The sequence below is a fragment of the Pluralibacter sp. genome (genome assembly GCF_019237635.1).
Classification (GTDB): Bacteria; Pseudomonadota; Gammaproteobacteria; order Enterobacterales; family Enterobacteriaceae; genus Enterobacter_B.
Window position 1 is genome coordinate 1 of record NZ_JAFAGS010000005.1, and the last position, 12,499, is coordinate 12,499.

Sequence of the window (12,499 nt, forward strand, 5' to 3'; positions counted from 1 at the left end):
GTGTCTGGTCTATGGCTGGTCGGCAGCAGAAGATATTCGTAAACGGATGCCCTACGCCCGCGCGGTCGATGCGCTCCCGGCCTGGGACGAAAGCCGTGTGGAAAATTCAGATGAACTGGTGGTTATCCAGCACAACTGGCACGAGCTACGGCTGTTCATGTGGGACTATGTCGGTATCGTGCGCACCACCAAGCGACTTGAGCGCGCACTGCGCCGTATTACCCTGCTGCAGCAGGAGTTGGACGAGTACTACTCCCGTTTCCGGGTATCCAACAACCTGCTGGAGTTGCGTAACCTGGTGCAGGTCGCTGAACTTATCGTCCGCTGCGCCATGATGCGTAAAGAGAGCCGTGGGCTGCATTACACGCTGGATTACCCGCAGTTGGCGGAACGCTCCGGCCCGTCGGTGCTATCGCCGCTGGCTCACATAAATAAGTAAAAGGCCTGGGTCAGGGCAGTGTACCCCTCGGAGTACTGCTGCTCTGGCCCGCGAATCACCAGCCGATCCGTAAAGCACTCGCCCGCGTGGGGAGAAAATGCCAGCAGAACGCGGTGTGGCAGGCGCAGTTCAGTTTCCGCAACGTCCGTACGTAGCCGCAGATGCCAGCCCATCGCCAGCGCCTGCTCAGTAAAGCTGTTACCAATGCTCTCCGGCAGCACAACGCAGAAAAAACCCTCTTCGGTAATCGCATCGGCGGCGCAGGCCAGCAGCGCGGTATGATCCAGCGAGGTGGTATAACGCGCCTGTTCACGCTGCGGTGTAGCGCACTCCACGCCCTGCTCATAATAAGGCGGGTTGCTGACAATCAGGTCGTAGCGGCTGTTCTGCCCGGCAATCCAGTCCCGAATATCCGCCGAATGGACGGCAATCCGCTCTGCCCACGGTGACTCTTTAACGTTTTCAACCGCCTGAGCCGCAGCCCCGGCATCAAGTTCAACGGCATCCAGCGTCACCGACGCCTCCGTACGCTGCGCTAACATCAGCGCCAGCAGACCGCTCCCGGTACCGATATCCAGGATCCGGTTCACGCGCGCGATAGGCGCCCACGCGCCGAGTAAAATGCCGTCAGTACCCACTTTCATCGCACAGCGATCGTGCGCGACAAAAAATTGCTTAAACGTAAATCCATTGCGACGAAGCACGGATTTAGACTGAATCATAGTCAACAACCTTTCCAGAAATACCAACTGAGCGTTGGGTTATGCACAATACCTGAGAACAGATAGCCATACAAACAGATGAAGATTACAGCCGTAACGTCTATAATCAGCGGCCCACACAGAGGTAGATCATGACTGTAACGACTTTTTCCGAACTCGAACTCGACGAAAGCCTACTGGACGCCCTCCAGGAGAAAGGCTTCACACGCCCAACCGCCATTCAGGCTGCTGCCATTCCGCCTGCGCTCGAAGGCCGTGATGTACTCGGTTCTGCGCCGACAGGCACCGGTAAAACGGCGGCATACCTGCTGCCAGCGTTGCAGCACCTGCTCGACTTCCCGCGTAAAAAATCCGGGCCGCCGCGCATCCTTATTCTCACGCCGACCCGCGAACTGGCAATGCAGGTTGCCGATCACGCCCGCGAGCTGGCGAAACACACGCATCTCGACATCGCGACCATCACTGGTGGCGTCGCCTATATGAACCATGCCGAAGTGTTCAGCGAAAACCAGGACATCGTCGTGGCGACGACGGGGCGTCTGCTGCAATACATTAAAGAAGAAAACTTCGACTGCCGTGCCGTCGAAACGCTTATTCTGGATGAAGCGGACCGTATGCTGGATCTGGGTTTTGCCCAGGATATCGAGCACATCTCCGGCGAAACCCGTTGGCGCAAACAGACCATGCTGTTCTCCGCTACGCTGGAAGGCGACGCGATTAAAGATTTCGCCGAGCGTTTACTGGAGGATCCAGTTGAGGTTTCCGCCACGCCGTCGACCCGCGAGCGCAAGAAAATCCACCAGTGGTATTACCGTGCGGACAACTTCGAGCACAAACTTGAGCTGCTGAAACATCTGTTAAAACAGGATGATGTCACCCGCTCCATCGTGTTTGTGCGCAAGCGTGAGCGCGTGCACGAAATGGCCGAATTGCTGCGTGCGGCGGGGATCAACAACTGCTATCTGGAAGGCGAGATGGCGCAGGTAAAACGCGTCGAAGGCATCAAGCGCCTGACCGATGGTCGCGTCAATGTACTGATCGCCACCGACGTTGCGGCCCGCGGCATTGATATTCCGGATGTCAGCCACGTCTTTAACTTCGATATGCCGCGCAGCGGGGACACCTATCTGCACCGTATCGGCCGTACTGGCCGCGCAGGGCGTAAAGGTACGGCGATTTCGCTGGTGGAAGCCCATGACCATCTGCTGCTGCTGAAAATCGGCCGCTATATCGAAGAGCCGCTGAAGCCCCGCGTGATCGATGAGCTGCGCCCGGTCACCCGTGCGCCGAGCGAGAAAATGACCGGTAAACCGTCGAAGAAAGCGCTCGCCAAACGCGAAGAGAAGCGGAAAGAAAAAGAGAAAGAAAAACCGCGCGTGAAGCAGCGCCATCGTGATACCAAAAACATTGGTAAGCGCCGCAAGCCGAGTGCCGAGAAGGTTGAATCGTCAGGTTCAGAAGAGTAAAAAAAGACGCCGGGTTCGCCCGGCGTTTTTTTGCCTATAGAAAACCCATAGCCTGTTTGTGCGCTTTCTGTAGACAAAAAAGCGGAGAATGCCCTGGGCATTCTCCGCGATGTGTTACCGGGTGACTACACGGTATTCCCGATACCTTTTATTTCCCACCCCGGAGAAATTACAGGCTTTCGGTAAACGTACGAGCGATAACGTCGCGCTGCTGCTCCGGCGTCAGAGAGTTGAAACGCACTGCATAACCGGAAACTCGGATGGTCAGTTGCGGGTATTTTTCCGGGTGCTTAACCGCATCTTCCAGCGTTTCACGACGCAGCACGTTAACATTCAGGTGCTGGCCGCCTTCCACACGCACTTCCGGCTTCACGTCTACCGGAATTTCACGGTATTCGATGTCGCCCAGATTGCTGACTGCAACAACCTGATCTTCAGTGAAACCGCCTTTAGCGCACAGGCAACGAGCTTCGCCTTTTTCGCTATCCAGCAGCCAGAATGAGTTCAGCAGGTCGTCGTTGGCAGCTTTAGTAATCTGGATTCCAGTAATCATTTGATACCTCCCTTGGGCTCGGTGTATTCGTTTTAACTGGCCGGGTTCTGGCCAATTGGTAAAACCATTGTTGCTTGAGTGTATATATATCAGTCGAGCACCCTTGATTCATTGATTTAAATCAACAAAAACCACACAGCAATGGTGGTCATATGCTGACTTTATTGCTTTAAATCAATTTAACCAAACAGGAACACGCAAAAATCATTGTAAACATTAAATTTTTTTTGAGTGAGACAGAAAAAACTCGGATTGAAATTTTGTTCTCCACATAGAAGTCGTTAAGCTATCGCCATGACTATTCGCAGGAGAGCGAGATGACCACTCCATTAACATGGCATGATGTCCTGGCCGATGAAAAACAGCAGCCCTACTTTCTTAATACGCTGACCACGGTCGCCAACGAGCGCCAGTCCGGTATCACGGTGTATCCGCCGCAAAAGGATGTGTTTAATGCCTTTCGCTATACCGAACTTGGCGACGTCAAAGTCGTGATCCTCGGGCAGGATCCTTACCACGGTCCGGGTCAGGCGCATGGACTGGCGTTTTCCGTACGACCTGGCATCGCCACGCCGCCGTCACTGCTCAATATGTATAAGGAGCTGGAGGGCACCATTCCCGGCTTTAGCCGCCCGTCGCACGGGTATCTGGAAAGCTGGGCGCGTCAGGGAGTACTGCTGCTCAACACCGTTTTAACCGTGAGAGCAGGCCAGGCACATTCGCATGCCAGCCTCGGCTGGGAAACGTTTACCGACAAAGTGATTAGCCTGATTAATGAACATCGGCAAGGGGTGGTATTTTTACTCTGGGGATCACATGCGCAGAAAAAAGGGGCGATTATCGACCCTCAACGCCACCACGTACTCAAAGCGCCGCACCCGTCGCCGCTGTCGGCACACCGCGGCTTTTTCGGCTGTAACCACTTCGTGCTGGCGAATCAGTGGCTGGCGGAACAGGGTGAAGCGCCTGTTGACTGGATGCCGGTGTTACCGGCTGAAAGCGAGTAAAAGAAAAATGCCAGCGTTACGCTGGCATTTTTCTTCAGGCTTTATTCTGCCGCCACCATTCGGCGAGCAGTACGCCAGTCGCAACAGAGACGTTAAGGCTTTCAACATTGCCGGTTCCGTCGATAGACACGCTCAGGTCAGCACTAGAAAGCGCTGCATCGGACAGACCGTCACGTTCCTGGCCCAGCACCAACACCATTTTACGCGGCAGCGTCGCTTTAAACAGCGGCGTACCTTCATGGCTGGAGGTTGTCACGATGGTGTAGCCCGCGCTGCGGAACTGCTCAATGGCCTCCAGCACGCTGTCGCCGGTGATCGGCTGAACGTGCTCGGCACCGCCTTCCGCGGTACGAATAGCCGCGCCAGATTCCAGCAGCGCGGCATCCTGCAGCAGAACGCCTTTCACGCCGAAGTGCGCGCAGCTGCGCATCATCGCGCCCAGGTTATGCGGGTTGCCCACATCTTCCAGCGCCAGAACGCAGTCATCAGCGTCGGCCTCGCTGACCCACTGCTGTACGGTTGTGCCGTTGCGTTTTTTGATCAGGAAACAAACGCCGCCGTGGTGCTCGGTGCCGGAGGCTTTAGTCAGCTCCGCGTCGTCCACCACGTGGTACGCTTTGCGATTTGCCGCCATCCAGCGCAGCGCCTCTTTAAAGCGCGGCGTGACGCTCTGGATGAACCAGGCGCGCACGATACATTCCGGGCGGCTCTGGAACAGGGCCTGACAGGCATTCTCGCCATAGACGCGGGTCTCTTCGGCGCGCTGGCGACGCAGCACTTCCGGGTCGATAAAGCTTTTACCACTGATGCCGCCGTGATCCGCTTTTACCAGCGCCTCATCGCCCGGCGCGCGTGATACCGTACGCCACGGGGAGGCATCGCGATCGCGACTGCGTTCGCCGCCGGTCGCAGAGCGGCGATCCTGGCCAGGCTTACCCTCGCGGGAAGGACGACGACCACCTTCAGTGCGGGACGTGCTGCTGCGTCCACCGCCTTTACCGGTACGCGGGTTGTGCGTGCGTTTATCCGAGTCGTCATCACTGCGGACATACATCACTTTGACCTTGCCGCTTTTATTTTTCAGTTCGTCGTTCATTTCATTCTCCACCTGCGCTGCGCGAAGCGCGAAGATTACCCGATGTGCCAACGCTTCGCCATGATTTCGTACCAAAGACAGTGACTATTATATTCATTGAATAAACCAGATTGTTGTTTAAAGCGCTCTCATCGATAATACGTAACATTAAAGAAACATTCCGGCGACACCGCCGACCATCCCCCGATTACCCAGAGGTTAGTTATGAATACCGTTTGTGCCAATTGTCAGGCGCTCAATCGCATCCCGGACTCACGTATTAACGATGATGCGGCAAAGTGTGGACGTTGCGGTCATGCGTTATTTGATGGTGAAGTGGTTAACGCCACCGACGCCACGCTGGATAAATTACTGAAAGACGATTTACCGGTGGTTGTCGATTTCTGGGCGCCATGGTGCGGTCCATGTCGTAGCTTCGCCCCCATTTTTGAGGACGTTGCTGAAGAGCGCAGCGGTAAAATGCGCTTTGTGAAGGTCAATACGGAAGCCGAGCAGGCGCTGAGCGCGCGTTTTCGTATCCGCAGCATCCCGACCATTATGATATTCAAAAACGGCGAAGTGGTTGACATACTCAACGGTGCCGTCCCGAAAGCGCCGTTCGACAACTGGTTGAACGACGCCGCCCGATCCTGACATCATGGGGCACAACTTGTGCCCCATTGCCGCCTCTGCGACAATAACGTTTTTTCCGTACGACCTCCCATGACTGAAAACGCTGTCCTTCGCCTGCGCGCCGAACGCCTGGCCCGCGCCACGCGCCCGTTTCTTGCGCGCGGCAACCGCATCCGCCGCTGTCAGCGCTGCCTGCTGCCGCTCAAACTTTGCCTTTGCGATACCCTTTCTCCAGGTCATGCGCACAGCCGCTTCTGTCTGGTAATGTTTGATACCGAGCCGATGAAACCCAGTAATACGGGTCGTCTGATTGCCGATATTTTGCCTGACACTGAGGCGTTTCAATGGTCGCGTACCGAGCCGCCGCAGGCGCTCCTCGACCTGGTGCAGAACCCGGATTACCAGCCACTGGTGGTTTTCCCGGCCTCCTACGCGGGCGCGGAACGCCAGGTCGTCGTCGCGCCGCCAACAGGTAAACCGCCGCTGTTCATTATGCTCGACGGCACCTGGACAGAGGCGCGGAAAATGTTTCGAAAAAGCCCGTACCTCGATACTCTCCCGGTTATCTCTGTGGATTTATCGCGCGTATCGACCTATCACCTGCGTGAAGTTCACGCAGAAGGGCAGTATTGCACGGCTGAAGTCGCTATCGCGCTGTTGGATCTGGCAGGCGACACCGAGGCCGCTGGCGCGCTTGGCGAACACTTCCAACGCTTTCGCACCCGTTATCTTGCAGGAAAAACCCAGCATTCGGGGAGTATCACAGCAGAGCAGGCAGAAAGCGTTTAAAATCATTCGGTCACTTGTGTCTGAGGGAGACCGCAATGAGCCAACGGGGACTGGAAGCATTACTGAGACCTAAGTCGATAGCCGTGATCGGCGCATCAATGAAACCGCAGCGCGCAGGCTATCTGATGATGCGCAATTTGCTGGGCGGCGGTTTCAATGGGCCGGTGCTGCCGGTTACCCCCGCCTGGAAGGCAGTGCTTGGCGTGCTGGCATGGCCAACCATTGAAAGCCTGCCCTTTACGCCCGATCTTGCCGTTATCTGCACCCACGCCAGGCGCAACCTTGAACTGCTGCAGGCGCTGGGCGAGAAAGGCTGTAAAACCTGCATTATTCTTTCCGCACCGCCGGAGCAAAATGCCGAGCTACTGGCCTGCGCCGGCCGCTACCAGATGCGCCTGCTTGGCCCAAACAGTCTCGGGCTGCTTGCCCCCTGGCAAGGGCTGAATGCGAGCTTCTCCCCGGTGCCGATACGCCGCGGCAAGTTGGCCTTTATTTCCCAATCCGCTGCGGTGTCCAATACGATCCTCGACTGGGCCCAACAGCGCGAAATGGGGTTTTCTTACTTCATAGCCCTGGGCGATAGTCTGGATATCGACGTTGACGATTTGCTCGACTATCTTGCCCGCGACAGCAAAACCAGCGCCATCCTGCTTTATCTTGAACATCTGACCGACGCCCGACATTTTGTCTCCTCCGCGCGCAGCGCCTCGCGCAATAAGCCGATTCTGGTGATTAAAAGCGGCCGTAGCCCGGCCGCTCAGCGCCTGCTGCACGTCAACGCTGGAATGGACCCGGCCTGGGACGCCGCCATACAGCGCGCCGGTCTGCTGCGGGTGCAGGATACGCACGAGCTGTTCTCCGCAGTTGAAACCTTAAGCCATATGCGCCCGCTGCGCGGCGAGCGTTTAATGATTGTCAGCAACGGCGCGGCCCCTGCTGCGCTGGCCCTTGATGAGCTGTGGCTGCGCAATGGCAAGCTGGCAACGCTCAGCGAAGACACCATTGCAGCATTGCGCCAGGCGCTACCGGCAAGCGTTGAGGCGGCAAACCCGCTCGATCTGCGCGATGACGCCAACTGCGAGCACTACCAGAAAACGTTGAACATTCTGCTCGACAGCCAGGACTACGATGCCCTGCTGGTTATCCATTCGCCGAGCGCCGCGGCCCCCGGCACGGAGAGCGCCCAGGCGCTTATTGATACCCTGAGCCAGCACCCGCGCGGCAAATATGTGACTATCCTGACCAACTGGTGCGGTGAATTCTCCTCGCAGGAGGCCCGTCGGCTTTTCAGCGATGCGGGTATTCCAACCTACCGGACGCCGGAAGGCACGATAACCGCCTTTATGCACATGGTGGAATATCGCCGCAACCAGAAGCAGCTGCGAGAAACGCCTGCCCTGCCCGTCAATCTGGCAGCGAACGCCAGCGATGCCCATCAGCTTTTGCAGCAGGCAATCGCCGATGGCGCGACGTCGCTGGATACTCATGAAGTTCAACCCGTTCTACAAGCCTATGGCCTGCATACCCTTCCGACCTGGATCGCCGCCGACAGCGCGGAGGCTGTCCATATCGCCGAGCAAATTGGCTACCCGGTAGCGCTGAAGCTGCGCTCGCCGGATATTCCGCACAAATCGGAAGTACAGGGGGTGATGCTCTATTTACGCACCGCGGCTGAAGTTCAGCGAGCGGCAGACGCCATTTTCGACCGTGTGAAAATGACCTGGCCGCAGGCGCGGATCCACGGGCTGCTGGTTCAGAGCATGGCGAACCGCGCCGGGGCGCAAGAGCTGAGAGTCGTCGTGGAGCACGATCCGCTCTTCGGCCCGCTCATCATGCTGGGTGAAGGCGGCGTCGAATGGCGGGCGGAAGAACAGGCAGCGGTGGCATTGCCGCCGCTCAACATGAACCTGGCCCGTTATCTGGTGATTCAGGCGATCAAAGGCAAGAAAATCCGTGGGCGTAGCGCGCTTCGTCCGTTAGATATCGCTGGACTCAGCCAGCTTCTGGTCCAGGTATCAAACCTGATTGTCGACTGTCCGGAGATCCAGCGGCTGGATATCCACCCTCTTCTGGCCTCCGGAAATGAGTTTACCGCGCTCGACGTTACGCTGGATATCGCCCCTTTTAGCGGCGACAGCGCAAGCCGTCTGGCAATTCGCCCCTATCCGCAGCAGTTTGAAGAGTGGGTTGAGATGAAAAACGGCGATCGCTGCCTGTTTCGCCCCATTCTTCCTGAAGATGAACCGCTGCTTCAGCAGTTTATTGCGCAGGTCACAAAAGAAGATCTTTATTACCGTTACTTTAGCGAAATCAATGAATTTACCCATGACGATTTAGCCAACATGACGCAGATCGACTACGATCGAGAGATGGCGTTTGTTGCCGTGCTTTCGTCGGCGAAAGGCAGCGAGATCCTCGGCGTTACCCGCGCTATCTCCGATCCGGATAACATTGATGCGGAATTTGCGGTACTGGTTCGTTCTGACCTGAAAGGACTGGGACTCGGCAGACGGTTGTTGGAAAAGCTGATTAATTACACCCGAGAGCACGGATTGCTGCGCCTGAACGGCATCACAATGCCTAACAACAAGGGCATGATTACGCTGGCGCGAAAACTGGGTTTTAAGGTTGATGTTCAGTTGGAAGACGGGATTGTCGGGCTGACACTTACGCTGTCAGAGTAGATATTCTGCGTATAAGCTGCTGGAAATGTTGACCACTTTAGCGGGTAGTAATGGTATTATTGCTCGCTTATGTCGTCTGCATGGTACAGAAGACCCTTGATTAAACAGAGAAGAAACGCACTGTGATGTTGTCAAAATTTAAGCGTAACAAGCATCAACAACACCTTGCTCAACTACCTAAGCTTTCTCAGTCAGTTGATGATGTCGAGTTCTTTTATGCTCCCGCTGATTTCCGGGAAGCACTGTTGGCCAAAATCGCCAGCGCCACGCGCCGGATCTGTATCGTCGCCCTGTACCTTGAGCAGGACGATGGCGGTAAAGGTATTTTACAGGCGCTGTATGACGCCAAGCGTCAGCGTCCGGAGCTTGACGTTCGCGTGCTGGTCGACTGGCATCGCGCGCAGCGCGGGCGTATTGGCGCTGCTGCGTCAAATACCAATGCCGACTGGTACTGTCGCGTCGCGCAGGAAAACCCGGATATGCATGTCCCTGTCTACGGCGTGCCGGTCAATACCCGGGAGGCGCTGGGCGTGCTGCATTTCAAAGGCTTTATCATTGATGACAGCGTTCTCTACAGCGGCGCCAGCCTGAACGATGTCTATCTGCATCAGCACGACAAATATCGTTATGACCGCTACCAGTGCATTCGCAATGCGCAGATGGCCGATATCATGTTCAACTGGGCCGATCAAAACCTGGTGCATGGGCGCGGCGTCAATCGCCTTGATAACTGCGACCGCCCGAAGAGCCCGGAAATCAAAAATGATATTCGCCAGTTTCGCCAGGAACTGCGCGATACCAGCTATCATTTTCAGGGTGACGCCGACAACGAGCAACTCGCCGTTACACCGCTGGTTGGGCTCGGAAAAACCAGCGTACTGAATAAAACGATAGCTAACCTTATGCCCAGTACCGAGCATAAGCTGACCATCTGCACCCCCTACTTCAACCTGCCTGCCGTTCTGGTTCGCTGCATCATTGATTTACTGCGTCAGGGGAAAAAGGTGGAGATCATCGTCGGTGATAAAACCGCTAACGATTTCTACATCCCGGAAGATGAGCCGTTTAAGATTATCGGCGCGCTGCCTTATCTGTACGAGATTAACCTGCGCCGTTTCCTGAGCCGTCTGCAGTACTACGTCAATACGGACCAACTGGTTGTCCGCCTGTGGAAAGACGATGACAACACCTATCATCTCAAGGGGATGTGGGTGGATGACGAGTGGATCCTGCTGACCGGTAATAACCTCAATCCACGCGCATGGCGACTGGATCTGGAGAACGCGATTCTCATACACGATCCTCAGCATCAGTTGACCGAATGCCGTGAGAAGGAGCTGGCGCTTATCCGTACGCATACCACTGTGGTGAAACACTACCGGGATCTGCAAAGCATTTCAGATTATCCGGTGAAAGTCCGCAAACTTATCCGCCGTCTTCGCCGGATCCGCATCGATAAGCTAATCAGCCGTATTCTGTAATCCGAAGCCCCGACACCGGGGCTTTTTGTTACTGTGCACTGACCGCTACAGGCGCAACCCACCGCCTTTACGATGCAGTCTGAGCGACACCAGAAACGCCAGCGCCCCCATCAGCGTAACGTACCAGAAAAAGAGGCTTTCACTACCGACCGATTTCAGCGATAGCGCGACATACTCCGCGGAACCGCCGAAGAACGCATTCGCCACGGCATAAGATAATCCAACCCCCAGCGCCCGCACTTTCGCCGGAAACATCTCGGCCTTCATCAATCCGCTGATGGAGGTGTAAAAACTCACGATAAGCAGCGCACACATCACCAGCAAAAATGCCATCAACGGGGATGAGACATGCTGCAGGGCGGTTAAAAGTGGCACGGTAAAGAGCGTTGCCAGCGCACTGAAACAGAGCATTGATGTCCTGCGGCCTATCTTATCCGACAGCGCGCCAAAGAGCGGCTGCATCAGCATATAGACCAGCAACGCAGCGGTAATCACTATGCTTGCGATATTGGCGCTCATGCCCGTCGTATTCACCAGATATTTCTGCATATTGGTGGTAAAAGTGTAAAAGAAGAGCGAGCCACCCGCGGTAAAACCCAGCACCAACAAAAAGGCCCGACGGTCGCGCCATAATCCCTTAAAAGATCCCGCCTCACGCAGCACCCGATTTTCCTGCAGCGAGGTTTCCTCCAACCGACGACGAAGCCAGAGCGCGACAACAGCGAGCGCCGCGCCAAGCGCAAACGGGATCCGCCAGCCCCATGCGTATATCTCATCACTACTTAACGATTGCTGCAATATCACTACCGTCAGCAGTGCCAACAGCTGGCCACCGATCAGTGTGACGTACTGGAACGAGGCAAAGAAACCTTTTCGTCCCACTGGCGCGACTTCGCTCATATAGGTCGCACTGGCACCATACTCCCCACCAACAGACAGTCCCTGAAGCATTCTCGCAAGTAAAAGCAGCGCCGGAGCCCAGATGCCGATGGCTGTGTATCCGGGCAAGCAGGCGATGACCAGCGAGCCCAGGCACATCATATACACCGAGATAAGCATTGAGATCTTACGGCCATGGCGATCAGCGACACGCCCGAATAGCCAGGCGCCGATCGGACGCATCAGAAATCCGGCAGCAAATATCCCGGCACTCTGCAGCAACTGGGTGGTTGTATTCCCGGCAGGAAAAAAGTGAGGTGCAAAATAGAGCGAACAGAAGGAATAGACGTAGAAGTCGAACCATTCCGCCAGATTACCGGATGACGCTCCCACAATCGCCCATATCCGGCGGCCAGTATCGCCACTGGCGCGAGACTCGCACGTGGTGATAGTGTTTTCAGCCATTGCAATCATACTCCAGCCTGATACGTTACAGGGACGCGCCCCCAACAAGGCATTCAATCAACAAATGTTATTTATTTGTTATAACCAAAAGCATGTCGGATAGCACGCTTTTTATTAGCGCGATCACAAACTGAGATTTAACGTAGAATCAGAAAAAGAAAGCAAAAAACCCCGCACCTTTCGGTACGGGGTTCTTCTAATTGATGCCTGGCAGTTCCCTACTCTCACATGGGGAGACCCCACACTACCATCGGCGCTACGGCGTTTCACTTCTGAGTTCGGCATGGGGTCAGGTGGGACCACCGC

The 12,499-nt window shown here is 55.8% G+C and carries 10 protein-coding genes, 1 rRNA gene and 1 pseudogene; 7 read left to right on the top strand and 5 right to left on the bottom strand.

The window, feature by feature from the left end; all coding sequences use genetic code 11:
* A pseudogene (locus JO226_RS00540) lies at positions 1-439 on the top strand (L-aspartate oxidase); the annotation flags it as partial.
* Here JO226_RS00540 and trmN read toward each other — a convergent pair.
* Positions 424-1,161 (bottom strand): tRNA(1)(Val) (adenine(37)-N(6))-methyltransferase TrmN, encoded by a 738-nt coding sequence (trmN, locus tag JO226_RS00545; RefSeq protein WP_293471726.1) that lies wholly within the window; start codon positions 1,159-1,161, stop codon positions 424-426. The pseudogene JO226_RS00540 and the gene trmN overlap by 16 nt on opposite strands.
* Positions 1,162-1,292: 131 nt before the next feature.
* Between trmN and srmB the strand changes: the two genes are divergently transcribed.
* A complete protein-coding gene (gene srmB / locus JO226_RS00550) occupies positions 1,293-2,627 on the top strand; it encodes an ATP-dependent RNA helicase SrmB (protein ID WP_293471728.1) in 1,335 nt (444 codons plus the stop codon).
* Between the two features lie 169 nt (positions 2,628-2,796).
* On the opposite strand, the gene grcA is transcribed toward srmB, so the two are convergent.
* Positions 2,797-3,180, bottom strand: coding sequence for an autonomous glycyl radical cofactor GrcA (gene grcA / locus JO226_RS00555; RefSeq protein WP_293471730.1), 384 nt, complete (start codon positions 3,178-3,180; stop codon positions 2,797-2,799).
* A gap of 317 nt (positions 3,181-3,497) precedes the next feature.
* Between grcA and ung the strand changes: the two genes are divergently transcribed.
* Positions 3,498-4,187 carry a uracil-DNA glycosylase gene (ung, locus tag JO226_RS00560; RefSeq protein WP_293471732.1) on the top strand — a complete coding sequence of 230 codons (690 nt, stop codon included), beginning with the start codon at positions 3,498-3,500 and terminating at the stop codon, positions 4,185-4,187.
* A 34-nt stretch (positions 4,188-4,221) separates the two neighbouring features.
* Here ung and JO226_RS00565 read toward each other — a convergent pair whose 3' ends face one another.
* Positions 4,222-5,283 carry a tRNA/rRNA methyltransferase gene (locus JO226_RS00565; RefSeq protein ID WP_293471734.1) on the bottom strand — a complete coding sequence of 354 codons (1,062 nt, stop codon included), beginning with the start codon at positions 5,281-5,283 and terminating at the stop codon, positions 4,222-4,224.
* Positions 5,284-5,487: 204 nt separating this feature from the next.
* Here JO226_RS00565 and trxC point away from each other — a divergent pair, with 204 nt between their 5' ends.
* The 4 genes from trxC to pssA all read left to right on the top strand — a co-directional run bounded on the left by trxC (position 5,488) and on the right by pssA (position 10,849).
* Positions 5,488-5,916, top strand: coding sequence for a thioredoxin TrxC (gene trxC / locus JO226_RS00570; RefSeq protein ID WP_293471736.1), 429 nt, complete (start codon positions 5,488-5,490; stop codon positions 5,914-5,916).
* Between the two features lie 69 nt (positions 5,917-5,985).
* A complete protein-coding gene (tapT, locus tag JO226_RS00575) occupies positions 5,986-6,684 on the top strand; it encodes a tRNA-uridine aminocarboxypropyltransferase (RefSeq protein ID WP_293471738.1) in 699 nt (232 codons plus the stop codon).
* A gap of 35 nt (positions 6,685-6,719) precedes the next feature.
* Entirely contained in the window at positions 6,720-9,368 is a 2,649-nt protein-coding gene (pat, locus tag JO226_RS00580) for a protein lysine acetyltransferase (protein ID WP_293471740.1), read from the top strand.
* A 125-nt stretch (positions 9,369-9,493) separates the two neighbouring features.
* Positions 9,494-10,849 carry a CDP-diacylglycerol--serine O-phosphatidyltransferase gene (gene pssA / locus JO226_RS00585; RefSeq protein ID WP_293471744.1) on the top strand — a complete coding sequence of 452 codons (1,356 nt, stop codon included), beginning with the start codon at positions 9,494-9,496 and terminating at the stop codon, positions 10,847-10,849.
* A 45-nt stretch (positions 10,850-10,894) separates the two neighbouring features.
* Here the strand turns inward: pssA and JO226_RS00590 are convergent, their stop codons facing one another.
* Complete coding sequence (locus JO226_RS00590) at positions 10,895-12,193, bottom strand: MFS family transporter (protein ID WP_293471742.1); 1,299 nt, start codon at positions 12,191-12,193, stop codon at positions 10,895-10,897.
* 205 nt (positions 12,194-12,398) lie between these two features.
* Positions 12,399-12,499, bottom strand: a 5S ribosomal RNA gene (rrf, locus tag JO226_RS00595); the annotation flags it as partial.

What these genes read in the sequence shown, in the direction of transcription:
- srmB (WP_293471728.1), top strand. Translation starts at nt 1,293, where the DNA reads ATGACTGTAACGACTTTTTCCGAACTCGAACTCGACGAAAGCCTACTG.
- grcA (WP_293471730.1), bottom strand. Translation starts at nt 3,180, where the DNA reads ATGATTACTGGAATCCAGATTACTAAAGCTGCCAACGACGACCTGCTG.
- JO226_RS00590 (WP_293471742.1), bottom strand. Translation starts at nt 12,193, where the DNA reads ATGGCTGAAAACACTATCACCACGTGCGAGTCTCGCGCCAGTGGCGAT.
- trmN (WP_293471726.1), bottom strand. Translation starts at nt 1,161, where the DNA reads ATGATTCAGTCTAAATCCGTGCTTCGTCGCAATGGATTTACGTTTAAG.
- ung (WP_293471732.1), top strand. Translation starts at nt 3,498, where the DNA reads ATGACCACTCCATTAACATGGCATGATGTCCTGGCCGATGAAAAACAG.
- tapT (WP_293471738.1), top strand. Translation starts at nt 5,986, where the DNA reads ATGACTGAAAACGCTGTCCTTCGCCTGCGCGCCGAACGCCTGGCCCGC.
- pat (WP_293471740.1), top strand. Translation starts at nt 6,720, where the DNA reads ATGAGCCAACGGGGACTGGAAGCATTACTGAGACCTAAGTCGATAGCC.
- trxC (WP_293471736.1), top strand. Translation starts at nt 5,488, where the DNA reads ATGAATACCGTTTGTGCCAATTGTCAGGCGCTCAATCGCATCCCGGAC.
- pssA (WP_293471744.1), top strand. Translation starts at nt 9,494, where the DNA reads ATGTTGTCAAAATTTAAGCGTAACAAGCATCAACAACACCTTGCTCAA.
- JO226_RS00565 (WP_293471734.1), bottom strand. Translation starts at nt 5,283, where the DNA reads ATGAACGACGAACTGAAAAATAAAAGCGGCAAGGTCAAAGTGATGTAT.